Here is a 23,422-nt window from a genome sequence, read left to right on the forward strand (position 1 = left end):
ATTGTCACCATTAGTCACACGCGTGTCATTAACTTTTTTCGTCGTCATCCCCCGAAAGGAAATCCTTTTCCTCCATGCCCAAAGACCTCATCATGGCTTCAAAATCAGCATCTGCCTGCGCATTTCCCGATGCAGAGGTCGAGGAATCTTTGTTTTCTCTGGTCTGCACATCATCGCCGGCGCCGGGGGTGGAAATTTCCAGGTCGAAGTACTCTTTCACGTCCGCATCGCTGGCATATACGGATACCTGGGCAAGAAGTTCCGCCTCGGCTGAAATAGGGACGTTGAAATATGCGGATACGGCAAGTGCGTCACTTAACCGAGAGTCATAAACCTCGCCGTTCGGAGCCTTAATATCTACCATGAAGGTTCCCTGGTGGTAGTTGGCAATTTCAATGGCCTCTACCCCGCCAGTGCCCTCTAGTACCTCGCAGATAAGATCGTGCGAGGTGGGACGGTTTGGCTGGTGTCCGTCCAAGACTGCGGCCAGTTGCATACCCTCGATGGGAGAAATCCACACGGGTATCAAGCGGTTTTCTTCGGGCCAGCGCAGCACAGCGCACACATCGTCTTCGGGGCCTACCTGGTGGATACCGTGAAACTCTAGGGATACATCGCTCATAACAACCACTCTCCCACAAAGACGGGAGCACGTGTGTATTAGGAGTGGTATTCGTCGCGCAGATCCGACTTCACCAGAGTTGCGTGCAAGGAGACCACTAGAGCAGTCATTTGCTGGGAGATTTCCTCCGCCTTCTGATGCGCGGTATCGGAGTTTGAGTGCGCCACTGGAGCCGCTGCCTGGGAGATCAGGTCTGCCTGTCGGCGGGCGTTGTTGCGTAGGGACTTGAGTTCACGGGAGCCGAAACCAAATGCCTTCAGCGCCACTGCGGCCGAGACAATGGCTACGTCGTCGGTATTGAAAAAGCCTGCGGCATCCGGGCGGATGAGGCCATATTTAACCAGGGATGCTACATCATCTTCGGTGGCACTAGCTTGGGTAGCTACCTCTACATCGGTCAGGCGGGTGACCACAGGAGCCTTAAACTGCTGCGGCGAGAGCAGGGTTTCCGCATTTCCTGCGGACACGATGGCGGTCACCTGGCCGGAATCCATGGCTTCTAGCTGCTCACGGATAACCTTCAGCGGCGTATAGTTATCGCGCTGAGTGGTGAGAATATACCGCAGTCGATCTACGTCTTCTTGGGTGAAGCGGCGGTAGCCCGAGGCCGTGCGCTGTGGACTTATGAGCCCTTCAGATTCGAGGAAGCGGATCTTGGACACTGTGACGTCTGGGAATTGCTGATTCAGCGTTTCCAAAACCACGCCAATGGACATGGTCTTTGGCTTCTTAGCTTTAGGGCTGGTGCGGCGTACTGCTGCTGCCGAAGAATCTGCTGCGCTCACTGTGTCTATCTCTTAGGGGTACTGAAAGTTCTTATCGTGCCATAAGTAGACTACACCGCCCCTCCTGATAAGGAAGCGCGGCTAGTCTACGTAAAAAATTAGCTCTGGTTAGCGATGAAAACCAAGCGGAACTTGCCAATCTGGATTTCGTCTCCCACCTCGAGCACCTGGGAGTTGCGGGGCTCGCGGTTCACGTAGGTTCCGTTCAGGGATCCCACATCAACTACCTCAAACTTGCCGTCATCATTCTTGCGAAACTCCGCGTGGCGGCGGGACACCGTAACGTCATCGAGGAAGATATCTGCCTCGGGGTGGCGGCCGGCGGTAGTAGTCGCCTGATCCAGCAAGAAGCGGGCACCCGCGTTCGGGCCACGCTTGACCACGAGGAGAGCCTGACCTTCCGCCAGGTTGTCGGTGCCGGCAGCGGTAGCATCATTGCCATTCGCGCCGTTTTCCATCTCCTTGAGCAGGTCTGCGCGGAATACAGATGTGGTCTCTACCTGTGGTTCCGGGGTTCCGGTGTTCTCGCTCATTGTTACCTCCGGGGATTAGTTACGAGTTACTTATAACAATACTAGCGACTCATGTGAGTCCGTGACCCCTTCGCGGGGAATTATTTCACCGGAAAATATTTCCGATGCCGCTCAGCACGGAATTTCCCTTACCCGCAAGGGGGTTATCGGACACCATGTAGGTCCATGTAGCACTCGGACGAGCGAGGCCGGCGTCATCGAGGTGTGCCCCAGCGGCGTCGATAAGCACTGTGCGGAAAGTCTCCACAGACTTGTCGACGGCCCTCTGAGCCAAGTCCTTAAACTCCCTCACCGCAATGCGGTGGTACTCGTCGATTGGCGTCTCACGTGCGATGGCCCGCAGGTGGATCGACTCGCGCACATCGTCCATGAGCTCCAGGTGGTCGGCCCAGGCTAAGTCCAAATGATAGAGCATGATCTCACGCGCGGCCTTGATGCGAGCTTCCTCCGGAACCTCTGTTAGCTCTGCTGCGCGCTCCGGAGCGCGCTCGGATAGTTCCTGCCAGGCTTGATCAGTATCCAACAGCTTGGCTCGGCGCTCATCAATAATGATGCGCTGATCAGCTAGGAGCTGGTTATACTTCCAGGTCTGGGCATGAATTTCGAGCAGTTGGCCCTCGGTAACGCGCTGGCAGTGCGCTACAAAGTCGCTCACTCGCTTGGATTCAATGCGCCCGTCTTCTGCCGGTTGGGCACGCACAGTCTCGCCGTCGCCGCCTTGCTGGACTACATCGTCTTCGAGGGAGACGAAGAATAAGGACAGGCCCGGATCACCTTGCCGGCCTGCACGGCCGCGCAACTGGTTGTCCAAGCGGGCTGTGCGGTGACGGGAGGTACCGATAACCGCCAAGCCGCCCAGTTCCGCTACTGCATCGTGGTCAACTTCGTGAGCACCGCCCAGCTTAATATCGGTGCCGCGTCCGGCCATCTGGGTAGAGACGGTAACGCGTCCAATATCGCCGGCCTCGGCGACGATCTCTGCCTCCTGCTCATCATTTTTAGCGTTGAGCACATTGACATCGATGCCCCGCTCGCGGAGAGCATCCGCCAGATCTTCCGACTCGGCAACATCCTGCGTGCCCACCAAGATGGGCTGGCCCGTGGCGTGAATGGTGGCAATTTCCTGCACGATGGCGGCGGATTTATCATCGACGGTCGCAAAAATGCGGTCTTGCTCATCAAAGCGCTGCAGCGGCTTATTGCGGTCGATCACGGATACATGAAGATCATAGAACTGCCGCAACTGATCGGTCGCCTCCACCGCGGTACCAGTCATGCCGCACACAAGTGGATAACGCCGCATAAGTTCTTGCAGCGTGATGGTGTCGAGGATGCGTCCGCCTTCGGAAACCTCTAGGCCTTCCTTGGCTTCTACTGCCGCTTGGAGTCCGTCGGGCCAGCGTTGGAGGTCGGCAACGCGGCCCCGGGAGGCGTCGATAAGCTGCAGCTTGCCATCCGCCACGATGTAGTGGATGTCTCGGATAAGCAGGGCCTTGGCGTGCAGGGCGAGGTTGACCTTCACCAAAATGGTGCCGATATTCTCCTCCGAATAGAGCGAATCAATGCCCAATTCCTGCTCTACGCGGCGGGCACCAGTCTCGGTCAGCTGAACGGTGCGTCCGTCCTCAGAGATGGAGTAGTCCAGCTTCTCGCGCAGGCGGGATACCACATTGGTGATGTGCCCGGTGGGTGCTTCACCTGGCCGATTACCGGCCAGCACTAGGGGCACAAGGGCCTCATCCACTAGGACGGAATCGGCTTCATCCACGAGGGCAACGTCGCCGGCGGCCTGCACCGTGTGGGAGCGGTCGGTAATTTGGTTATCGCGGAGCAGATCAAAGCCCAGCTCGTTGACCGGTGCGTAGATAATATCCTGCGCATAGGCAGCGCGGCGCTCGTCCGGTGTCATGCCCTCCGTCACCGAGGCAACGCTTAAGCCAAAGAACTCCACAACAGGCCGCATCCATTCGGCGTCTCGGGCGGCGAGATAGTTATTGACGGTGACAACGTGGACGCGTTTGCCAGTCAACGCGAAACCTGTAGCCGCCATGGCTCCCACTAAAGTCTTGCCTTCGCCGGTTGCCATCTGGATGACGTCTCCGGTGAGCAGGCGCAGGACTGCCTGGGATTGCACGTTGAAGGGATTCATGCCCAAGGTGCGCTCGCACGCTACGGCCAGGGCCGCGAGGAACTGCGCCTTATCCGCAATCTCGCCGCCTTTCACAGCATCGCGTGCGGCTTGGGCTACAGCTGCGTCGTCTTGCTGGCCCAATGCCCGTGCCGCTTCATCGGCTGAACCCACGATGGCCTTGGATTTCTTATCGTTACGCTCGCTTTGCGAGCCCATTGCCTTCCAGAACCAATCGAACGCGCCCATACCTCATCCTCCTTATTTGGATTGCTCCTATCGACTGTAGTCAACCTGGTATGGCTTGCGGGTAAGAGGCCCGTTATTCTAGTTCTCATGCAATCCGTCAACGTTAAGCTGCCTTCGAGCCGGGGTACCGAGATGGCCGGAACCATCGACTTCCCGGACTCTCCCCCGATCGCCTACGCCATCTTTGCCCATTGCTTCGCCGGCTCCCGCCACACTCCCGGTGCTGCCCGCACCGCGAAGCAGCTCACCGAGTTCGGCATCGCCACTTTGCGTTTCGATTTTCCCGGCCTTGGCCAGTCCGCCGGTGAATTTGGCGATACTACTTTTAGCCAGAATGTTGACGATATCCATGCCGCTGCCGCCTGGCTAACGGAGAACTACTCTGCCCCACAATTGCTCATGGGCCACTCGTTAGGTGGCGCCGCCGCGTTGAAGGCGGCCACCACCATGAAGTCACTTAAGGCGGTAGCCACCATTGGCGCTCCCTTTGATCCTGCCCACTCCGTGCTGCACTATGCGGACAAGATCGGCGAGGTCGACGCCAACGGCGAGGTGGAAGTCATCCTCGGCGGCCGCGGCCTTATCATTTCCCGCAAGTTCCTCGAGGACTTGGCGGATACTAACCCCGAGGAATACCTGCCCAAGCTCCGCAAGCCGCTGATGGTATTGCACTCGCCCACTGACCAGACGGTGGGTATTGACAATGCGCAAAATATCTTCCTGCTCACGCGCTACCCCAAGTCCTTGGTTTCTTTGGACAAGACCGATCACCTTCTCACCAAGCAGGGCACGGCCGCCCGCGCTGCGGATCTCATCGGTGCATGGGCCGAGCAATTTATCGTTCCTGATTACCGCCCGGAGGAAGTAGGAACCGACGCCGCCGTTGCGCAGCCGGCCACCGGCACCAAATTCGGCGTAGTCGTCCGCCACAATGACCATAGCCTCAGCGCCGACCGCACGAAGAAGAATGGCGGCAAGGGTAAGGGCTTTACCGCCGAGGGTCTTATTATGTCCGCCCTGGCTACGGCCGCGACCCAAGCAATCAAGGCTGCCGGCAAGAAGCTTGCGCTTGACGACGTCCACGTGAGCATCACCCAAACCGGCCCCACCAGCTTCGAGCGCCGCATCGAGCTTAAAGGGAACCTGTCTGCATCAGAAGAATCCACGCTGCGCTCTGCAGCGAAGGACACCGACGTTGAACGCATGCTCGGCAACGTCACCATCGTGGACGTGGACGCGCACTAATGGCAGCCTTTGATTCCTCACGCCGCTGCCCGTGCGGCACCGGCCTGACCTACGGCGAGTGCTGCGGCAAGTACCATGCCGGCACCAATGCGCCTACCGCAGAGGCCCTCATGCGTTCGCGCTTTAGCGCGTTTGTTACCGGCGACGAAGCCTATCTGCTCCGTACGTGGGATCCCGATACTCGCCCTGCAACCCTTGACTTGGCTGATTCCCCCGTCCGGTTTTATCGCCTCGATATCCTGGATACCCAAGCAGGCGGATTGCTCGATAATTCCGGCGAAGTGGAGTTTGAGGCCTTTTATAAGGGAGCAGCCGTTGGCTCACAACGCGAGCGGTCGTCGTTTCGCCGCGTCGGCGGCGCTTGGGTCTACTCCAGCGGCGAGTTTTAGCGCAGGTTACACCCCAAATTTCACAGTAGAATCCTACTGATGTAATCTAGACAAGTCGCACAGTTCGACGGCGGGCTATGGCGCAGTTTGGTAGCGCACTACACTGGGGGTGTAGGGGTCGCAGGTTCAAATCCTGTTAGCCCGACAAAAAGTTCAGCCGGCACCGTGAAGGTGCCGGCTTTTTCTATTCTGCTTTTACACCGCAAGCAAGATCGCAATTCCTAACAGAATTAAAACCGCTGGAAACAGTACGCTTTCCCACTTTTCCAGTGCTTCTGCAATGCCCGGCCGCGTGGCTACAAACCGCGCTGCCCACACTAAGGGCGCCACGAGGATTACGAAGACCACGCAATAAGTCGCAACCTCAGCCGGCGTAGAGGTGGTAAACACTGGTACATAGACGCCGATATTGTCGCCACCGTTGGCAAAGGTCACCCCGGCTACCGCAAGTGCGCTCAGCCTCTTACCCGAAACATCCTCATCGTCATCCTCACCCCGGAATGCTTGCCACGCTGCCCATAGGCCTAGAAGCAATGGAATGAGGCCAAAGTAGCGAATCAATTCCTCAGGTAATACGGCATTGAAGCCCAATCCGACAATGGCCGAGGCCGCTAGTATGCCGAGAAAACCCACATACTGACCTAGCAGAATCGCGGGCGTCGTGCCCTTGCGACCAGCACCACGGGCGAAGAAGAGGGACAACACCACAATGTCATCGATGTTGGTGGCCACGAATAGTCCAGCAGCTGCTGCGAGAGTAGTAAGCACTCTCCTACCTTATCGCGCCATGACACTTGTCATGAAAATGTAATGACAGGGCCTATACATCATTCTTGCTGGCTACGGATACTTTCCAGGTATGAGCACTTTAAGCCCATCTACTGCACAGCCGCCAGCCATCGACGTATCCGGAGTAAGCAAATCCTTTGCTAGTAAATCCTCCAGACCTATCCGTGCGCTCAGCGATATTTCCTTCAGCATCGCCCAAGGCGAGATCGTAGGCCTACTAGGCACCAATGGAGCAGGTAAAACCACCCTGTTTGATCTCATCCTCGGGCTCACCACACCCACCTCCGGCAACATATCCGTGCTCGGACACACACCGCACGCTGCGATCCGCGCGGCACAGATTGGCGCTGTGCTGCAAACCGGCGGCCTGCTACCCGAGCTCACAGTCCAGGACACCCTAAAGATGATTTCCTCTACCTTTCCCCATCCCCTTCCCATCGGAGAAGTTGCCAAACAAGCAAACCTAGACCGGATCCTGCACCGCCCAGTAGGAAAATGCTCTGGTGGCGAGCAACAACGTGTGCGATTCGCCCTCGCTATTTTGGGCAATCCCCAAATCCTATTGCTCGATGAGCCAACAGCTGGCATGGATGCGAAAACGCGCCACGAGTTCTGGTCCACCATGCACAAACAAGCAGACCACGGACGCACCATTGTCTTCGCTACGCACTACCTCGAAGAGGCAGACAATTTTGCAGAAAGGATAATTCTCCTACACGAAGGAAAGCTGCGAGCCGATGCAAAGGCCACAGAACTGCGCGAACATTCAGGCAAGCGCATAGTCGAGGCGAAGTTCGACGGCACACCTTTAAATGCGAAAGAGCTACCCACCGTCGCCGAGATTTCCTTGTCTGGCGGCTACGCCCGGATGACCACCAGTGACTCCGATGTACTTGCGAAATTCCTTCTCAACCACACCTCGGCCCATGACCTGACTATTCGCAAACACTCCTTAGAGGACGCATTTCTTGCTTTGACAGCATCCCAGTCCTAACCCGTCACTCCGTTGGCCACTTCGTGAAAGGAACATGCCATGACCACACAAGCTGCAACGACCAGTGCGCGCACTCTCCGGTTTGCCACTCACAACCTGCTGCGCCTTCGTCGCAACCTTACTCCGCTGTTTTTCAGCACCATCTTGCCGGTATTTTTCTACCTTCTCTTTGGCACCATGATGGATTTTGGCGATACCTCCTTTAAGGGAGGAAACTTCGCCGCCTTAGAGATGATCAGCATGGCTCTTTACGGCGGCGTCGCAGGTTCCGTGTCTGCCGCTGGCTCCGCCGTGACCGCTGCGAAGACTGGGTGGGAGCGCCAATTAGCACTTACTCCCCTACACGCACGGCAGATTCTGTGGGCAAACCTCATATCAATCGGCTTTCAGGCACTGCTCCCCATAACCGCGGTGTTTATCACCGGTGCCATGACACAAGCTGCAATGCAACCACACCAATGGGTTTTAGCCTTTATCGCCTGCGTCCTAGTTTCCATTCCCTTTGGCTTTTATGGCTTGGTGTGGGCCATGGCTTTGCCCACCGACAATTCTGTCGCAATCGCCTCGACCTCCGTTGTCCTCTTCCTCTTTGCCGCCAATGTATTCACTCCACTTACCGAGCCGCTGATGGAATTGGGCCGCTTCACTCCCCTCTTTGGCCCGGTCGTGCTCGCCCAGTGGCCCCTTGCAGAAGGCATGCAGATTCTCAACGGGGAGGAAGGCACCGTGTCGCACCCCATGTGGGCCGCATGGTTAAACTTCGCGGTATGGACGACCATCTTTCTCACAGCTTGCCAGGTCCTGCGCTCTCGCGACAAGGCGCGCCGCTAATGGGCCCCTTTCGCAAGCCGTGGCGTGGTTTTAGACTCAACAGCGCTCTTTTTGCCAGCGTATGGTTGGTCTTCCTCATTCCCGGGTTGGTGATGACCTTTGCCGCGCCGGGCACGACGCTCACTGAACGAATTGGGGCTTCTGCGTGCGTTTTAGCGTTTAGTGCTGTCTACTTCTTTTCTTTTGGCGCAGTGGGCTACTACCCACGCGGATGGCGGTTAGGACAGCGGATCGGGCTTTACTGGGTGTCACTCGCGGTCATCGCAGCGGCATCAATTGGTTTCTTCGGGATAATAGCCGTCACGTATGTGCCTTACCTTGCGGCGCTGCTCGGCTTTAACCTTCCGCTACGACGAGCATTTGCGCTTACCCTGCTAATGGGGACCGTGCTCGCCACCACCACGTGGTTCTTCGCTCCTGAAAGCACCGGCTGGGCCCTGATAATCCTCTTCGCCTGGCCGATACTACTAGTGCTGTTAGGTACATTTTCCCAGCGCGAAGATAGCCGCGCTGAATTGGAACATGAATTGGACTTGGCACGCCAACGCGAGGACATCGCTACCGATGTTCACGATCTCTTGGGCCACTCTTTAACCGTTATCAACCTCAAATCAGAGCTTGCCCGCCGGCTAATAGATTCGGATCCGCAACGGTCGCAGCAGGAGCTCCAGGAGGTGAGCACGCTTTCTCGGAGAGGCTTGGCGGAAGTCCGCTCCACAGTAACCCGGATGCGCATGCCTACTTTTGAAGGGGAAATCCACGCGGCTCACAGGGCTCTCGACACTGCCGGCATTTTGTCGTACTTGCCCTCTGCTGCCAATAGCGCTGGGCTTTACGACGCCGAATTTTCCTGGGCTCTGCGAGAGCTGATCACAAACGTGGTCCGCCACTCGGGTGCAGCGCACTGTTGGGTCCAGGTGACAGGCCACCAACTCCAAGTGGTGGACGATGGCTGCGGGTTTGACGCTGACGAAAGTCTTTCTCGTGCCCACGGTGGAATTGCCGGTTTGCGCAAGCGCATAACAGATGCTGGCGGACAGCTGCTCTTTGCGCGCCGCAATGGCTGCACTTTGGCCTTGGTTACTATGAATGGCGACACGGATTTTCTTCCTCTTACTACCGCCGGAGGCTCGGGCAATGACTAATCCCATCCGAGTTCTCATTGCTGAGGACCAATCATTGGTGCGTGGGGCGCTAGTTGCCCTCTTGGACGCAGAGCCAGATATCAGCGTTGTGGCTGAGTGCGCAACGGGCGTGGAGGTTGCGGGGCTCGTCGCCAAGCATGGCGTCGACGTTGCGCTACTTGATATCGAAATGCCCGGTAAAAGCGGTCTTGATGCGGCCGCTGAGCTTGAGGACACGGGTTGCCGCAGCCTGATTGTCACGACCTTTGGGCGCAGTGGCTACGTCAAACGTGCTTTGGAAACGGGCGTAGCTGGCTTCGTAGTCAAGGACACCCCACCCGAACAACTTGCCGAAGCCATTAGGCGAGTGCACGCCGGTCTAAAGGTCATTGACCCTGCACTGGCCCAAGAGACAATTTTCACGCCCGACAATCCACTAACCGCACGCGAAAAGGAGGTCACACGTCATGTCTTGGAGGGCAGCGACACCCGCCAGATTGCCGGGCAACTTCACCTGAGCACTGGCACAGTGCGCAATATTGTCTCTTCCCTTATCGCCAAGACAGGAACTGGGAACCGCTTTGAGGCAGCAACTACGGCACATGCCCGGGGATGGATATAGAAAGGGGATCCCGCTGCGGCCCCTCTATTGCTTGGTTTCCTATTCTGGCTTTTTTAGCTCAAGGACATTGACCATGCCCTGAAGAACCACGTCCATCACCTTGGAAGCTAGGTTGAAGTAGAAATCAGCCGAGTGATAGCGCAGGGCTCCTACGGTACTCAACTGCGAGAGACCGTGGATGGAAGCCCACAGCGCCGCAATTTGGGTAAAGAGAATCCATGGCGATCGTGGCCCATTCGACTCAGAAATAGCATCGCGCACCAGATTCATGATGAAGGTAAAGGCCTTACCCATATCAAATGGTTGCTCAGTATCGCCGGGCTCATCGAAAGAGACGGGGACAATCGAGCGGCTTGATACCTCAATGAGGGCAACGAAGCCGACGGGGTCTTCCAGCGCAAACTCCAAATATCCGAAGCCGGTTGCCTTAATATAAGCCAACCCGTGGGATCCTTCCGGCACGGCCTGGTTCTGACGCATGATCGCTAGCGTATTGGCTTCATCCAAAAACTCTTCCAAAGACCGCAGCAAGTGAGAATTACCATCGAAGAGATGCTCCGCATCTGCCAAATCTACGCCTGCTCGTGCAGCAGCAGAGCCGAGATGCAAGCTAGGAAGACCGTTATAGGCAATCTCTTCGGCCGCACCACGGAAGATGGCTGCACGCTTTTCCTCAGCCGTAGTCTTTGGCATGTCCTTGGCTGCTGTAGTAACCGGTTCTGCTGGCTCTCCAACCAGTGCTAGCGGTTCAAAGGGCGCAATCTTCCCGTCACGCAGGCTATCTTCCAGCCCAGAGAATAAAGTCTCAATGCAAGCATTGAAGGTCTGCTTCTTCGCCGTGGGCGAGAGGTGACGCATAATGCCGAACGTGGCCAAGTGGGTAATACCCTGCAGCTCAGACAGGAAAGTAAGGGCTTGGATCACTACCAAGCGGTGATCAAAATCGCCGCGTGCTGCAATGGCGGCTTCCCGCATGTGCTCAAGCATCCAGCGGAAGGTGGGCGGGAAGGCATCAAAGCTTTTCCCCTCCTCGATGCCTTCCTCAAAGTTGGGAAAGCTCGTTGCCGTCTCGCAGTTGTTATAGGCGGCGAAGTAAGTGGGGTTTTCAACAGCCCAGTTGAAGTAGACCTTTGCAGACTCGCGAAGTTTTTGAATCGCGGTCGCGTCATCCGGCAATTTATCGAGTGCATCGTAGGCCGCTACTCGGAGACGTTCATCCAAGAACCGGCTAGTCTGAATGTAAAGATCGTGGTCATCTTCAAAGAAAGACTTAGCTTCATGGACTGGAACAGCGATCTTCTCCGCCACAGCACAAACCTTTAAGGCGTCGCGCCCACCCTTAGCTAGGATCCGGGCACCCTGCTCCAGCAACCGCTGCTTAGTGGAGCCCGCATGGGAAACGGTGCCTTCAAGATTGTTCACAAATATAATCCTAGCGACTTCATGCAGAATTGCTTGGGATACGTTCACTTTATAAGTTGAGTCACCCACGAAAAGGTGGGAGCGCCAATATAGACCTTTGCCAGCTTTATGCCGCTGGTCTTTATATAGCTTTGGCCCCCTGCCCTTGCGGGCCGGGGGCCAAAATAGAAAGTAGGCATTCGCCCTTTAAACGGGCGACGCTATTTACTCGTTACCGAGCTTGTCGTCAGCTGCGTCACGAGCCTTGTCGATCTGATCTGCCTTGTCCTCGCCCAGCTTGCCCTTAGCTGCGTCAGCTGCCTTGTCCAGGCCCTTGTCGCTGAGCTCTTCGCCCTTGTCGGAGTTCAGTGCGTCCTTTGCCTTATCGAAGATACCCATGTGGTTATCCTTTCTTCTAGTTCTAGCTTTATCTAAAAGCTGCCGTGTCCGGCAACACACCCCAACGTACCGACACTTGAGCCAACATGCCACCGAAAAGTCTCTTTGGCCACTAGACCAAATTAGTTTTGCCGCCCCGCAGCGCGATTGTTCTCAGGGGACATCCAGACACCCCCACAACCTATCGAGCGCCCAATAAGGGCTGCTGCTTTAGCCCTACCCTAGCGAAGTATAAGCAAAATCAGGGTGCACATTTTTGCTGCAGGCCAATTTTCCTCAGTCTTGCAAATGATAGCGTTAGACGGTATCGACGATTTACCAACAAAGGCTTCGCACCATGGCTTCAACTATCCCAGCGCCACCGTCCACTTCGGAAACGGCCACGGAATTCTTTGGCTTAGTATGGCCGGGCAAAGAGGCTGCCCGAGCAGCCGCCAGCGCGCCGCTGACGCAACGTTTCACGCGTGATACTGCGCTCAGCACAGCCTGCGACACGGACAACGCGATTATTGCGGCAGATAATCTTCCGGTTCTGCAAGGGCTCGCCAACCGCGGGGAACTCTTTGACGTCATCTATATCGACCCGCCTTATAATACCGGCAAAGACTTCGTCTACCGCGATAACTATCGTTTGCGCCGCCAGATGCGTTCCGGAAGCTATGCAGAATGGCACTCGCAATGGCTGTCGATGATGCTTCCCCGACTCATCTTGGCCCGAGACGTACTTTCCGCACAAGGTTTCATTTTTGTCTCCATTGGAGAAGACGAAGTGGCCAATACGCGCAAGGTACTCGATGAAGTTTTTGGAGAGGAGTGCTTTGGCGGCCAATTGATTTGGAAGAAGGCAGGAACCGGCAAGAATGATTCTAAGTACGCAGTGGTAGAGCACGAATATATTCTGTGCTACTCCCGTACTCCCGATAATCCTGGATTCAATGTCGATCTCCAAGGCCATACTTCCACCAAATACAACCATGAGGACGACAAAGGGAAGTACTCCTTGGTGCGTTTGGACTCTAAGACCCTTGGGTACCTTCCCTCCCTCGACTTCCCTATCACCGGGCCCGATGGCAAGGAATATTGGCCGGACCAGCCGGTGGGAAAAGAAAAAGTCGCCCGTTGGCGCTGGGGCCGAGATAAGGTTGAACAGCGCTTCGACGAGCTCGTCTTCCGACGAGGTTTTGTCTATACCAAGAACTATCAAAAGGTGGGAGCGCGCCCACGCTCTATCTTGGACGGGGAGCGCTTTGGGGTGACCCGCACTGGCCGGCGCGATGCTGAAGACGTCATGGGGCTAGAGGGCGTTTTCGAGTTTCCCAAACCGGTGCGCTTAATTAAGCACCTCATTTCCATTGCGGGTGGAAAGGATGCGCGCGTCCTTGACTTTTTTGCGGGCTCCGGCACCACTGCACAGGCGGTAGTGGAACTCAATAACGACGATGGGGGCGCTCGGTCTTTTCACCTTGTGCAAATTCCAGAGCCAACCTCCCCGCGTAGCGCCGCTCATCGCGCGGGCTTTTCTACCATTGCAGATATTTGCATTGAAAGGGTGCGCAAGGTTCCAGGCGCATCCTTTCAGGTCTATAGACAAGACTAAGTCTGTGCGGTACCAGACGGGCGACCGGGAATGCCGAAGAAGTCTAGGACGCGATCGGTAGCGAAGAATTTACCTACTTCATTGTGCGCATCTGCTGTACCACCAGGCCATACGTGTGAGCCTCCGGCGATACGGATATGTTCAAGCGGTGCGGTACAGCCGCTCCACTTCATATCGAGTGCATTGTTGACTAAACGGGTCGTATCGACCTTGGTAGAGCAACCATTTCGTTTACGGTCTTGTTCCAGCACGGATTCCACGGAGTAGTACTTGGTCTTATGGCGCGTTCCACCGTAGTAACCCACCACGGGGTCCACGGTGCCGTGAATATCCAATCGCCCCACGGGCGAATGAGCACAGTCTTTAAGAATATCTTTGTAGTAGGCGGCGGAAACTGTAGCCACAGACTTAAAAACATCGGGCATCTGACAGGCCAGGTAGGCGGCAAACCCGCCGCCGTTTGACATGCCGGTGGCAAAGATTCGGGAGTCATCTACCCGGTACGTTGCTCGAACGGCATCAATGATGTCGCGAACAAATTTTTTGTCTTCTGCTGTTGACGTCTTGGCATAGGGAGCAGGGCTCCATGCCTTCTTTTTGCCTTCCGCGAAAACGGTGATGGCATCAGCGGCATCGAGGCGGGAATAGCCGCGGAGATTTTCGGCAGATTGTCCCCAGCCTGGAAAGGCCAGGACGATGGGCCACTTTTTATCCCCCGTGTAGTCCTTGGGCACGCTGAGGATGAAGGAACGACCCGATGGCAGATTAACGGTGGTATAGCTTCCTGGCTCGGGTCCGCTCAGCGGTGCAGAGGTTGGAATCCCTAGGTTTTTCGTCTCAGTTGGGACTGCTTGGGGCGCGGAGTCGGGCGAATCGGCCGAACATGATGCGCCGGCAACCGCAAGGAAACTCACTGCTACCGCACCAACCAGGGCCCGTAGCGACCTCGCGTTCATCTTTGTCGTCCCTTCTGCCATGCGGTCCATAGTTGCTTATAGCGGCCACCATAATCTAACAGTTCGTGGTGACTGCCTTGCTCCACCACCCGCCCGTTATCCATCACGGCGATGCTATCGGCTCGTGCGGCCTGGTCTAATCGGTGCGCCACTACCAGTGATGTTCGCCCACGGGTGACCTCTGATGCGGCTTCTTCCAGAGCTTCCGCCCCCACCGATCCGGCCTCTGCGGTGGCCTCATCCATGATGACGATCTTGGGATCTAAAAGCAATATTCGCGCCAGCGCAAGCTGCTGCGCTGCTACTGGGTCAAGGTGGATTCCCTGAGCGCCAATGACCGTATCTAGGCCCTCCTCTAACTGCGCATACCACTGTGCGCCGACGCGCTGCAGTGCATCTTCCATTTGCGCATCCGAGGCTTGCGGGGCGGCCAAGGACAAATCTTCGCGCAGGGTTCCTGAAAATACGTGGACCTCTTGGGAAATCATCGCTAAACGCGCCACCCGTTCGGAATCAGAAAGGGCCGATACCTCGACTCCATCCACCACGACTGTTCCGGTAGCCGGGACTCGCAGTCCGGCTAGAAGAGCAGCGACCGTGGTCTTTCCCGCACCAGAGGCTCCCACTAAAGCTACGGTATGTCCAGCGGGAAGCTTAAGGTTTACGTCTTGCACAGCCCAGCCTCCGTCATCGTAGCGAAAGCTCACTTCTTTTAATTCGGCAACTCCACCTGGGGTCGGGGCGCCGAAGTCTGGCACCGCCCGTGGCGGGTCCATAACCACCCCAACTATCCGCGACAGGGAGGCATAGCCGGATTGAACGGTATCGATGACTCGCATCAATCCCATGAGCGGCCCGCGCAAGCGAATAAGAAGGAGCATGGCCGCGGTAACGGCGCCAACGGTGAGCGCCCCAGCCTGCACCACCCAAAAGCTAACGACCAGACCGCAGACCAGCATGACTAGCTCAATGACCGTCATCCATAGCTGCAGGACCATCATTGTCCTTCGCGCAGCGTAGCCCTTGTCCACCACCTGTGCGGAGGCACGTTCAATACCGGCATGCATCTGGTCTTCCATGCCAAAGGCGCGCACGGTCTCTCGCCCTCGAATTGCCTCCAGGAGCCTGCGTGCCCGTTCCGCCATGGCAGCGCGTTCGTCGGTATAGCGCTGTGGAGCGCGCTGCAGGTACTGGCGCGCAGCAATGAAATATAACGGCGTAACTGCGCCTACTACCAGTAGGTATTGCCAGTTGAGGCTGACTAGTGCCACCCCGGTGGTTGCGATGGCGAAGGCAGATTTCGCCAGCACGGGGACGGTCTCGGTTACGGCAGCCGATAGTTCTGCTACATCATCGGTAGAGCGAGAGACCAAATCCCCAGTGCCGGCTTCCTCCACCCGGTGGGTAGGCAGGCGAAGAGCGGTAGAGACCATATCTTCCCGCAAAGCGGAGATCACTCTTTCGCTCAGGCGTGAAAGGACATAGAACCCCGCTGCAGAAAACAGTGCGGAGACCGCGGCCACCAGCACCAGCGAGATGCCGATGGGCACAATGGCGCCCTGAGTAATGACAGCATCAACGATCTTTCCCAATAAGATGGGGATCGCTACATTGCTACCGGCGCCTGCGGTAAGCAAGGCTAAGGCCGCTGCGGCTTGGGGGCGGGCACCGGGGACGTCGGAAAGCTGGCGGCCCACTTCCTTACGCACTTGGGGCCAGGAGGCCGTAGGAAACCGCATCATAGCTCCGCCCCCACTGCTGCCCACGCCGGCGAGGTGGTGAAGACAAGCGTGGGCTTAGGCCCGCGGTGATACGCCACCCGCTGGGCAATTTCCTGCTCGGTCACCGAATCCACCGCGGTAGTTGGATCGGCCAAAATTAAGATCTCTGCGTCGGCAGCAAGGGCTCGTGCCAGCGCCACGCGCTGTTGCTGTCCACCAGAAAGGTTTCGGCCGCCCTCTCCCACCTCGCGATCCAACCCGCCCGGGATATCTTCCCCTGCAGCCACGTAGAGGGCTCGTTGTGCACTCGCGCTATCCGGATGAATATTGTCCCGCACGGTTCCCTCGAAAAGCATAGTTTCGTGTGGAACAACCAAGAATCGCTCGCGCGGCAAGAAGACGAGATCCTCTGGAACAGGTTCGGGTACCACGTTGACCCCAGGAGCGAGGGCTGGAACCTGCGGTTCGCTCTTTTCCACCCCGGGGGCGGCAAGGAGGGCGGTAATGCGCTCAGCGCTTGCCTGTGCGGCCGCCCACCGCGAGGCGATATTTCGGCCCAGCATCGTCATCGGGGTGATAATGAACTGCGTAAGGCCGATGACCGTAATGAGTTCACCTACGCTAATCATGGAACGCATGGCCATCATTCCTGCTCCAATACCGACTGCAATGACATATACCGAGCCCAAAATCTCCGTAGTCGCATTAAGTCGGGCTTGGGCACCATTGGCTTCTACCGTTCGCGCATAGGCGGCACCAGACACCGCGGAATAACGCCTACTCACTGTGGCTACAGCGCCCAGGCCCTTAAGGATCCGCAGGCCTTGGACCACATCGGTGGCCATGGAGCTGGCCTTCGCCAACGCCGCTTGGCGGATTCCGGAACGCGTACGCAGAGGCTTTGCCGCGCGCACTGAGCCCCACACCATGAGCGGACCGCCGCACAAAATGGCGATGCCTAAAGGCAGGTTAATACGGCTAGCCATGATCGCCACATACACAATGGCGGTGATCTCAGCGACGGGAAAGACCGTCATCATGACGGCATTCTGCACGCGCCGTGCGTCTGTGGAGGCGATGGCTAGTAGCTCGCCGGCGGTGCGAGGCCTGCCTGCAAGGCCCCGCGGGTCCTGAATCCTATCCGTGATGGCCATGCGAACATCGTGCCCAATTACTAGCATGGCTCGCGCGTTGAGGCCGCGTCCAAACCATGCGGCCAAAGCATTAAGGCAAAATGCGACCACTAAAACGGCCAGCCACAAGCCTAGTCGGTCAACGGATCCTTTCGAGACAGCTTCATCAATGGCATGTCCCACTATCACTGGAGTCGATCCGTTAAGCAGAAAAGAGACAGCCATGCAGAGTGCGGCCGGCACAGTGAGGGATGGACGAGAAAAGACAGTCTTTAGCAGCCACCTGGGATCTGATGGTGCAGGAAGTGTCCTCATAGGAAGCCATTCTAATTCGCGGTAGGTTAGATGAGCTATGTCGACTCGCCGCCCCGATCCCAGCCACTTCCCTAGCTACCGCAGGGCCTCCACCAGACAAGGCCCCGGCTTCCGCAATGCCGCGCAACGCACCGCTTCCGCCCAGGCCTTCCGCCGCGGCGCGAGCACCTATCACGATGTGCGCCCCGGCTATCCGGACGAGGTTTCTGCCCTTATTGCTGACGCCCATACCGTTGCCGATATCGGCGCCGGTACTGGAAAACTCACCGAGTCCCTACCCAATGCTCGGGTTATTGCGCTCGAACCCTCCGCCGATATGGCCGCAATTCTCGCAGCCCACCTCCGCCTGCCAGTCCTTCGTGCTACGGCCGAAAACACCGCGCTTGCCGACGCCTCCTTAGACGCCGCCTGCCTCGCCCAAACCTGGCACTGGGTCGACGTGCCAGCCGCCTGTGCAGAGCTTGACCGCGTCCTCGCGCCGGGCGGGAAGATTCTCTTGGTGTGGAATACGCTCGACGTCAACGCGGACCCCTGGATCCTGCGGCTGTCTCGCATCATGCACTCCGGCGATGTACATAAGCCAGGCTTTTACCCGGACTATACGGCGCCGTGGTCTTTGGACCGCGAGCTGCGCTTGACCTGGGAGAACGAATTAACTCCCGAACAGCTTCACCAGCTGATGCACACCCGATCCTATTGGCTGCGCAATGGCGAAGACATCCATGAACGTATGACCCACAACCTGGATTGGTACCTCTACGAGCACATGGGATTTAAGCCGGGGCAAAAACTACGCATCCCGTACCGCACGGATGCCTTCGTGCTGGTACGGGATTCGGATTAGAGCAGGACCTGCGCCAGTAGCGAGCCCACCACGCAGGAGGTGAACACCGAGATGGCGCCAGGGACAAGGAAGGAGTGGTTAATGACGAACTTGCCAATGTGGGTAGTTCCCGTGCGGTCGAAGCCGATGCAGGCTAGGTCCGAAGGGTAGGTTGGCAAAATGAAGTAGCCGTACGCTGCGCCGTAGAAACCAACGATAATGGCGGGATCGATGCCGAGCTGCAGGCCAATCGGAGCGATGGCAACCAGGGCGGCGGCCTGGGAGTTAACCAGCTTGGACACGAATACCAGCACCACGGCGTAGGCCCACGGGGCGGCCTCCACCACGGACCCGAGGTTGGACTCCAGGGCATCGATATGGGCTTCGAAGAAGGTATCTGCCATCCATGCCACACCAAAGACGGAGAATACTGCGGTCATACCGGCCTTAAAGACTGGCGTGGCCGCGATCTTCTTCGGGTCTGGCTTGCAGGTGAGCAGGATGATTGCGCCGGCAACAAGCATGACCATTTGGATAACCAGGTTCATCGACAGCGGGCTCAACTCGCCATCCTCACCCGGGACGAGGGGGCGCAGGAATTCGAACGCACCTAGCGCCACCACGCTGGCGATAGCCACGAGGAAGATAACCACCGCACGCTTTGCTTCTGGCGAAAATTCTTCATCCATCAGCGATCCGGTGGATTGGTGAATGCTTTCTGCAAACTCCGGATCCTTCATTCGCTCCTGGAATGCCGGGTCCTCGTCCAAGTCCTTGCCGCGGCGCAGCGACCACAGCGAGGCAAGAATGACACCGGCAAGCGAGGCGGGCATAGCCACCATGAGGATCTGCGGAATGGAATAGGCGTGGTCGATAGCACCGGCATTTTCCGCGATGATGGACGCTAGGGATACGGTGGCCACAGATACTGGCGAGGCCGTAATACCCATCTGAGCCGACGTCGATGCCACGGCCATGGGGCGCTCTGGGCGGATGCCCTTCTTCAGGGCAATATCCTCGATGATCGGAAACATCGTGTACACGACGTGACCCGTACCGCAAAGAACCGTCAGGAACCAAGTAGTCAGCGGCGCGAGGATGGTAATGCGCTCTGGGTGGGCGCGGAGAAACTTCTCGGCAAATTGCATCATCACTTCGAGGCCGCGCGCCTGCTGCAAGGTGGCGGCGCAGCCGATGACCGCAATGATGGTCAGCATCACGGATACCGGCGGCTCACCCGGGGCGAGGCCGAAGACAAAGACCATGAGCATCAAACCGATGCCGGAAATAAGACCAAGTCCGATGCCACCATAACGAGTGCCCAATAGCAGGGCGCTGAGGATGATGATGACCTGGAGCACGATGGCCAGAATTGAATCTGGCGCAATTACGCTGGCTAACATGCTGAGCCTTCCATCACGAGAGAGTTTTTGACTGGTTATATCCTATCCAGACCCACATGAACGGACATAAACGGAAAGGCGAGCGAATTCTCACACCGTGTCTCGGTGCAATAATCGCTCGCCTGAGTGCTATAATCCCAGCGTAACGGGCATACTGCTAGCGCTTCTTGCCGCGCTTTTCCCTCACTCGCACTGCGATGCGGATAGGCGTTCCGTGGAAACCGAACCGCTCGCGGAACTTGCGCTCGAGGTAGCGGCGATACGCCGCGTCCAAGAAGCCCGTCGTAAACAAGACGATGGTCGGCGGCTGCGTCGAGGCCTGCGTGGCGAACAATACGCGCGGCAGGCGGTTATTCTTCATCGGCGGCGGATTAGCCGCGATAGCCTCCCGCAACCAGTTATTCAGCTGGCCCGTGGACACACGCTGATCCCAGCTCTCCAGTGCCTCAATCATGGCCGGCTCCAGCTTCTGCAGCGCGCGGCCCGTTTCCGCAGAGATATTCACGCGCGTGACCCACGGCAAGTGGCTCAGCTGCTGATCAATCTCGCGGTCCAGGTAGTAACGGCGATCCTCCTCCATGAGGTCCCACTTATTGAACGCAATCACTAGAGCCTTGCCCGCCTCGAGCACCATATTGAGCACGCGCTGGTCTTGCTCGGAGATTTCCTCAGAGGCGTCGATAAGCATGATGCAGACCTCGGCAGCATCAATAACGCCGCGGGTACGCAAGGACGCATAGTACTCATGCCCCTGCGCGTTCTTTACCTTCTTGCGCAGGCCCGCGGTATCAATGAACTTCCACAGCTGCTCATCCAGCTGCACTAGAGAGTCAACCGGATCCACAGTGGTTCCCGCGACGTTGTCGACCACGGAGCGCTCCTCGCTGGTGAGCTTATTCAGCAGCGAGGACTTGCCCACATTAGGCTTGCCCACCAATGCGACGCGGCGAGGTCCAGAGGTAATCGCGGTCTGTCGGGGCTCTTCAGGGAAGACCCGCAAAATCTCATCGAGCACGTCCGCACCGCCGCGGCCATGCTGGGCGGATACGGGCCACGGATCGCCCAAGCCCAAGGCATAAAACTCCGCCATATCCGCGTACTGATTATCGGAATCGAACTTATTCGATACCAAAATCACTGGCACAGGCGATTTCTGCAGACGGCGAGCCATGACCTCATCCGTCTCCGTGATGCCCACCTTGGTGTCCACCACCATAACGATGACATCGGCGGTTTCCATGGCTACTTCTGCCTGGCGGGCAATCGCCGCATGGATACCCTTCACGTTGGGATCCCAGCCGCCGGTGTCCTGTACCAAAAAGCGCTGACCGTTCCAGTCCGCAACGTAGGAAATACGATCACGGGTAACGCCTGGGTGGTCCTCTACCACCGCTTCACGGCGGCCAAGGAAACGGTTAACCAAGGAGGACTTACCCACATTGGGGCGACCGACTACGGCCACCGTGCACAGGGCTTCTTCCGTGTGGTCATCGGACTCCACGCCAAAGGCACGGGAGAGTTCTTCCCACTCCTCTTCGCTCAGAGGCTCTTCCGCGTTCGAATCGTCGCCATAATCAGCCTCACCAAACTCCGAGTCATCGAAGTCATAGTCGAATTCCTCGGTATTGAAATCATCGGCGGCCCAACCAGGAGAGGCTTCTACCACCTCATCATCGAACTTACCGGCCGGGTAATGGAACTGAGTCTCCGACTCTTCCTGGGGATCGTGATTAGTCATTGACAGACTCCTTTACCACGTTAATCAGAGCTTCCAGCACATCCTCTGGGCTCATATTGGAGGTATCGACTAGGGTTGCGTCTTCCGCTGGGCGCAGAGGTGAGGCCTTGCGGGAAGAATCCGCCGCATCACGGCGCTGGACATCTGCGAGTACCGTCTCGTAATCCGAAGCAATGCCCGCCTTTTCATTTTGGGCTTGGCGGCGCTGAGCGCGGACCTCGGCTGAGGCGGTCATGAATGCTTTAGCGGGGGCGTCGGCAAGCACCACAGTGCCAATATCACGCCCTTCTACAATCGCGCGGTGAGCCTCGCGGGCAAGCTTGCGCTGCAGCGCAACCAGATTCTCGCGCACCTCCGGAATGGCAGATACGGCGGAAACATTACGGGTGACTTCGTCTTCGCGAATAACGCGCGAGACGTCCTCGCCGCCGAGGAGAACCTCGGTGGAGTCTGGGTCATCGGATACTCCCAAGGGCAGATTGGCCGTAGCCGCAATAACCGCGGCGGTGTCAGCAGGGTCGACGCCTTCACGCAGCACAGCAAGCGTTGCCACTCGGTACATAGCACCAGTGTCGACGTACTTTGCATCCAGCTGCTTGGCCAGCGCACGGCACGTGGTCGACTTTCCAGTTCCAGATGGGCCATCCACGGCTAGGATGAGACCCTCATTCGGCATATTAGAAATCATTACATCTCCACCGCCTTGTACAGGCTAGTCAGCTCGCTGGAATTGAGGGCACGCAGGCCGCCAGGCTTCATATCGCCCAGCTGGACTGTATGCAGCTTGGTGCGCACCAAGCGCTGCACGGGGAAGCCCGCTTCCTTCAACATGCGGCGCACGATATGCTTGCGGCCTTCATGCAGCTCAAGACGCACCAAGGAATAACCCTGGTTGGTATCAACTACCTGTGCAAAGTCGGCCTTTGCCAGTCCGTCTTCCAGCTCGATGCCATCCTTGAGCTGGCGCACGAGCTTCCTATCGGCCTCACCCAATACGGTGGCGAGGTAGGTCTTGGTCACCTCGTACTTGGGGTGCATCAAGCGGTTGGCCAACTCGCCATCATTGGTGAGGATGAGCAGGCCTTCAGTGTCGGCATCGAGGCGGCCGACGTGGAAGAGTCGTTGGCCAGCTGCGACCTTTTCTGACACCACGTCACCCACGCACGGGCGCCCCAGATCATCAGACATGGTTGACTGCATGCCGCGCGGCTTATTGAGCACGAAATATTCGTGCTCCTCATTGACGTTGACGCGCACGCCGTCTACTCGGATGACGTCAACGGAGGGGTTTACCTTGACGCCTTGCTTGGCAATGATCTTGCCGTTGACCTCAACTCGGCCGGCATCGATGAGGATCTCTGCGTGGCGACGGGAAGCGACGCCCGCCTTGGCGAGCACCTTTTGGAGGCGCTCTCCCTTGGGCTTGTCTTCATCGACCAGCCAATCGGCGCCCAATTCGCGGGCTACGGATTCTGCGGTAGCCTTCTGCTTTTTCTTTGACACATGCTGGTGACGGGCCGGCTTGGCATTGGAGACAATGATGTCACTGTCTCGCTGCTTCTTATCCGGTGTGCCGTCACGGCGAGCGGGAGGAGTCACGTACGTGTCCTTTTCTCTCGAAGATA

At 57.5% G+C, this 23,422-nt stretch carries 22 protein-coding genes and 1 tRNA gene; 9 read left to right on the forward strand and 14 right to left on the reverse strand.

Annotated features, from left to right (window positions below; all coding sequences use genetic code 11):
• Positions 1–28: 28 nt before the first annotated feature.
• The 4 genes from I6J28_RS08375 to secA2 form a co-directional block, all read right to left on the reverse strand.
• Entirely contained in the window at positions 29–622 is a 594-nt protein-coding gene (locus tag I6J28_RS08375) for a bifunctional nuclease family protein (RefSeq protein ID WP_204609124.1), read from the reverse strand.
• 38 nt (positions 623–660) lie between these two features.
• Positions 661–1,407 (reverse strand): MerR family transcriptional regulator, encoded by a 747-nt coding sequence (locus I6J28_RS08380; RefSeq protein ID WP_204609126.1) that lies wholly within the window; start codon positions 1,405–1,407, stop codon positions 661–663.
• A gap of 98 nt (positions 1,408–1,505) precedes the next feature.
• Complete coding sequence (gene odhI / locus I6J28_RS08385; protein ID WP_005324732.1) at positions 1,506–1,940, reverse strand: oxoglutarate dehydrogenase inhibitor Odhl; 435 nt, start codon at positions 1,938–1,940, stop codon at positions 1,506–1,508.
• An 85-nt stretch (positions 1,941–2,025) separates the two neighbouring features.
• Complete coding sequence (gene secA2, locus I6J28_RS08390) at positions 2,026–4,317, reverse strand: accessory Sec system translocase SecA2 (protein ID WP_204609128.1); 2,292 nt, start codon at positions 4,315–4,317, stop codon at positions 2,026–2,028.
• An 87-nt stretch (positions 4,318–4,404) separates the two neighbouring features.
• On the opposite strand from secA2, the gene I6J28_RS08395 reads away from it, so the two are divergent.
• The 3 genes from I6J28_RS08395 to I6J28_RS08405 all read left to right on the forward strand — a co-directional run bounded on the left by I6J28_RS08395 (position 4,405) and on the right by I6J28_RS08405 (position 6,096).
• Positions 4,405–5,562, forward strand: a complete 1,158-nt coding sequence (locus I6J28_RS08395; RefSeq protein WP_204609130.1) for a bifunctional alpha/beta hydrolase/OsmC family protein — start codon at positions 4,405–4,407, stop codon at positions 5,560–5,562.
• Positions 5,562–5,951 (forward strand): YchJ family protein, encoded by a 390-nt coding sequence (locus I6J28_RS08400; RefSeq protein WP_204609132.1) that lies wholly within the window; start codon positions 5,562–5,564, stop codon positions 5,949–5,951. Before I6J28_RS08395 ends, I6J28_RS08400 begins: the two co-directional genes overlap by 1 nt.
• 71 nt (positions 5,952–6,022) lie before the next feature.
• Positions 6,023–6,096 (forward strand) — tRNA-Pro (locus I6J28_RS08405).
• A gap of 50 nt (positions 6,097–6,146) precedes the next feature.
• Here the strand turns inward: I6J28_RS08405 and I6J28_RS08410 are convergent.
• Positions 6,147–6,719: a cadmium resistance transporter gene (locus I6J28_RS08410; protein ID WP_204609135.1), complete on the reverse strand. Its 573-nt coding sequence runs from the start codon at positions 6,717–6,719 to the stop codon at positions 6,147–6,149.
• 91 nt (positions 6,720–6,810) lie between these two features.
• Between I6J28_RS08410 and I6J28_RS08415 the strand changes: the two genes are divergently transcribed.
• The 4 genes from I6J28_RS08415 to I6J28_RS08430 are packed head-to-tail and all read left to right on the forward strand — an operon-like array spanning position 6,811 to position 10,311.
• The gene (locus I6J28_RS08415; protein WP_204609138.1) at positions 6,811–7,734 is read left to right on the forward strand and encodes an ABC transporter ATP-binding protein; all 924 of its coding nucleotides are present in this window, start codon (positions 6,811–6,813) and stop codon (positions 7,732–7,734) included.
• Positions 7,735–7,773: 39 nt separating this feature from the next.
• Positions 7,774–8,565 (forward strand): ABC transporter permease, encoded by a 792-nt coding sequence (locus I6J28_RS08420; protein ID WP_204609140.1) that lies wholly within the window; start codon positions 7,774–7,776, stop codon positions 8,563–8,565.
• Positions 8,502–9,710: a sensor histidine kinase gene (locus I6J28_RS08425; protein WP_343287595.1), complete on the forward strand. Its 1,209-nt coding sequence runs from the start codon at positions 8,502–8,504 to the stop codon at positions 9,708–9,710. The genes I6J28_RS08420 and I6J28_RS08425 overlap by 64 nt, the downstream gene beginning before the upstream one ends.
• Positions 9,703–10,311 carry a response regulator transcription factor gene (locus I6J28_RS08430; protein WP_204609142.1) on the forward strand — a complete coding sequence of 203 codons (609 nt, stop codon included), beginning with the start codon at positions 9,703–9,705 and terminating at the stop codon, positions 10,309–10,311. The genes I6J28_RS08425 and I6J28_RS08430 overlap by 8 nt, the downstream gene beginning before the upstream one ends.
• A 39-nt stretch (positions 10,312–10,350) precedes the next feature.
• On the opposite strand, the gene I6J28_RS08435 is transcribed toward I6J28_RS08430, so the two are convergent.
• Positions 10,351–11,733: a TetR/AcrR family transcriptional regulator gene (locus tag I6J28_RS08435; RefSeq protein ID WP_239454583.1), complete on the reverse strand. Its 1,383-nt coding sequence runs from the start codon at positions 11,731–11,733 to the stop codon at positions 10,351–10,353.
• 204 nt (positions 11,734–11,937) lie between these two features.
• Complete coding sequence (locus tag I6J28_RS08440; RefSeq protein WP_204609146.1) at positions 11,938–12,111, reverse strand: antitoxin; 174 nt, start codon at positions 12,109–12,111, stop codon at positions 11,938–11,940.
• A gap of 337 nt (positions 12,112–12,448) precedes the next feature.
• Between I6J28_RS08440 and I6J28_RS08445 the strand changes: the two genes are divergently transcribed.
• A complete protein-coding gene (locus I6J28_RS08445) occupies positions 12,449–13,708 on the forward strand; it encodes a site-specific DNA-methyltransferase (RefSeq protein ID WP_204609148.1) in 1,260 nt (419 codons plus the stop codon).
• On the opposite strand, the gene I6J28_RS08450 is transcribed toward I6J28_RS08445, so the two are convergent.
• The 3 genes from I6J28_RS08450 to I6J28_RS08460 are packed head-to-tail and all read right to left on the reverse strand — an operon-like array spanning position 13,705 to position 17,833.
• Positions 13,705–14,622, reverse strand: coding sequence for an alpha/beta hydrolase family esterase (locus I6J28_RS08450; protein WP_239193876.1), 918 nt, complete (start codon positions 14,620–14,622; stop codon positions 13,705–13,707). The genes I6J28_RS08445 and I6J28_RS08450 overlap by 4 nt on opposite strands.
• Before the next feature lie 38 nt (positions 14,623–14,660).
• Positions 14,661–16,403: an ABC transporter ATP-binding protein gene (locus I6J28_RS08455; protein WP_204611442.1), complete on the reverse strand. Its 1,743-nt coding sequence runs from the start codon at positions 16,401–16,403 to the stop codon at positions 14,661–14,663.
• Positions 16,403–17,833 (reverse strand): ABC transporter transmembrane domain-containing protein, encoded by a 1,431-nt coding sequence (locus I6J28_RS08460; protein WP_204609150.1) that lies wholly within the window; start codon positions 17,831–17,833, stop codon positions 16,403–16,405. The genes I6J28_RS08455 and I6J28_RS08460 overlap by 1 nt, the downstream gene beginning before the upstream one ends.
• 37 nt (positions 17,834–17,870) lie before the next feature.
• On the opposite strand from I6J28_RS08460, the gene I6J28_RS08465 reads away from it, so the two are divergent.
• Positions 17,871–18,677: a class I SAM-dependent methyltransferase gene (locus tag I6J28_RS08465; protein WP_204609152.1), complete on the forward strand. Its 807-nt coding sequence runs from the start codon at positions 17,871–17,873 to the stop codon at positions 18,675–18,677.
• Here I6J28_RS08465 and I6J28_RS08470 read toward each other — a convergent pair.
• The 4 genes from I6J28_RS08470 to I6J28_RS08485 all read right to left on the reverse strand — a co-directional run bounded on the left by I6J28_RS08470 (position 18,674) and on the right by I6J28_RS08485 (position 23,396).
• The gene (locus tag I6J28_RS08470; protein WP_204609154.1) at positions 18,674–20,059 is read right to left on the reverse strand and encodes an anaerobic C4-dicarboxylate transporter; all 1,386 of its coding nucleotides are present in this window, start codon (positions 20,057–20,059) and stop codon (positions 18,674–18,676) included. The two genes, I6J28_RS08465 and I6J28_RS08470, sit on opposite strands and share 4 nt — an antisense overlap.
• Positions 20,060–20,216: 157 nt before the next feature.
• Entirely contained in the window at positions 20,217–21,797 is a 1,581-nt protein-coding gene (der, locus tag I6J28_RS08475; RefSeq protein ID WP_204609156.1) for a ribosome biogenesis GTPase Der, read from the reverse strand.
• Positions 21,790–22,485, reverse strand: coding sequence for a (d)CMP kinase (gene cmk, locus I6J28_RS08480; RefSeq protein ID WP_150850985.1), 696 nt, complete (start codon positions 22,483–22,485; stop codon positions 21,790–21,792). The genes der and cmk overlap by 8 nt, the downstream gene beginning before the upstream one ends.
• Positions 22,485–23,396 (reverse strand): pseudouridine synthase, encoded by a 912-nt coding sequence (locus tag I6J28_RS08485; RefSeq protein WP_204609158.1) that lies wholly within the window; start codon positions 23,394–23,396, stop codon positions 22,485–22,487. Before I6J28_RS08485 ends, cmk begins: the two co-directional genes overlap by 1 nt.
• Positions 23,397–23,422 lie beyond the last annotated feature (26 nt).

This window comes from Corynebacterium tuberculostearicum (assembly GCF_016894265.1).
Taxonomy (GTDB): domain Bacteria; phylum Actinomycetota; class Actinomycetes; order Mycobacteriales; family Mycobacteriaceae; genus Corynebacterium; species Corynebacterium tuberculostearicum_D.